We start from the raw sequence: 615 nt of genomic DNA, 5'->3' as shown, positions 1-615 counted from the left end.
AGGACATGAAGATCAAGTCCTTGGAGGAGATCTACCTGTTCTCCCTGCCCATTAAGGAGTCTGAGATCATTGATTTCTTCCTGGGTGCGTCCCTAAAGGATGAGGTTCTGAAAATCATGCCAGTGCAGAAGCAGACTCGGGCTGGCCAGCGGACCAGGTTCAAGGCTTTCGTCGCTATTGGGGACTACAATGGTCACGTTGGTCTTGGTGTTAAGTGCTCCAAGGAGGTTGCCACTGCCATCCGAGGGGCCATCATCTTGGCCAAGCTTTCCATCGTCCCTGTGCGGAGAGGCTACTGGGGGAACAAGATTGGCAAGCCCCACACTGTTCCATGCAAGGTGACAGGCCGCTGTGGCTCTGTGCTGGTGCGTCTCATCCCTGCCCCCAGAGGCACTGGCATTGTCTCTGCTCCTGTGCCCAAGAAGCTCCTGATGATGGCCGGTATAGATGACTGCTACACTTCAGCCAGAGGCTGCACTGCCACCCTGGGCAACTTTGCTAAGGCCACCTTTGATGCCATCTCCAAGACTTACAGCTACCTGACTCCCGACCTCTGGAAAGAGACTGTCTTCACCAAGTCTCCTTATCAGGAATTCACGGATCATCTTGTGAAAA

1 protein-coding gene is annotated in these 615 nt (G+C 54.0%); it reads left to right on the top strand.

Annotated elements, in window-relative coordinates; translation table 11 throughout:
• On the top strand, positions 1 to 615 hold a 615-nt coding region (gene rpsE, locus ABR397_RS23100), incomplete at both ends, for a 30S ribosomal protein S5 (RefSeq protein ID WP_350307745.1).

Source organism: Photorhabdus viridis, from assembly GCF_040256935.1.
GTDB classification, from domain to species: Bacteria; Pseudomonadota; Gammaproteobacteria; order Enterobacterales; family Enterobacteriaceae; genus Photorhabdus; species Photorhabdus viridis.
The sequence above is the reverse complement of the archived record's forward strand: the minus strand, read 5'-3'. Positions and strand labels throughout refer to the sequence as shown.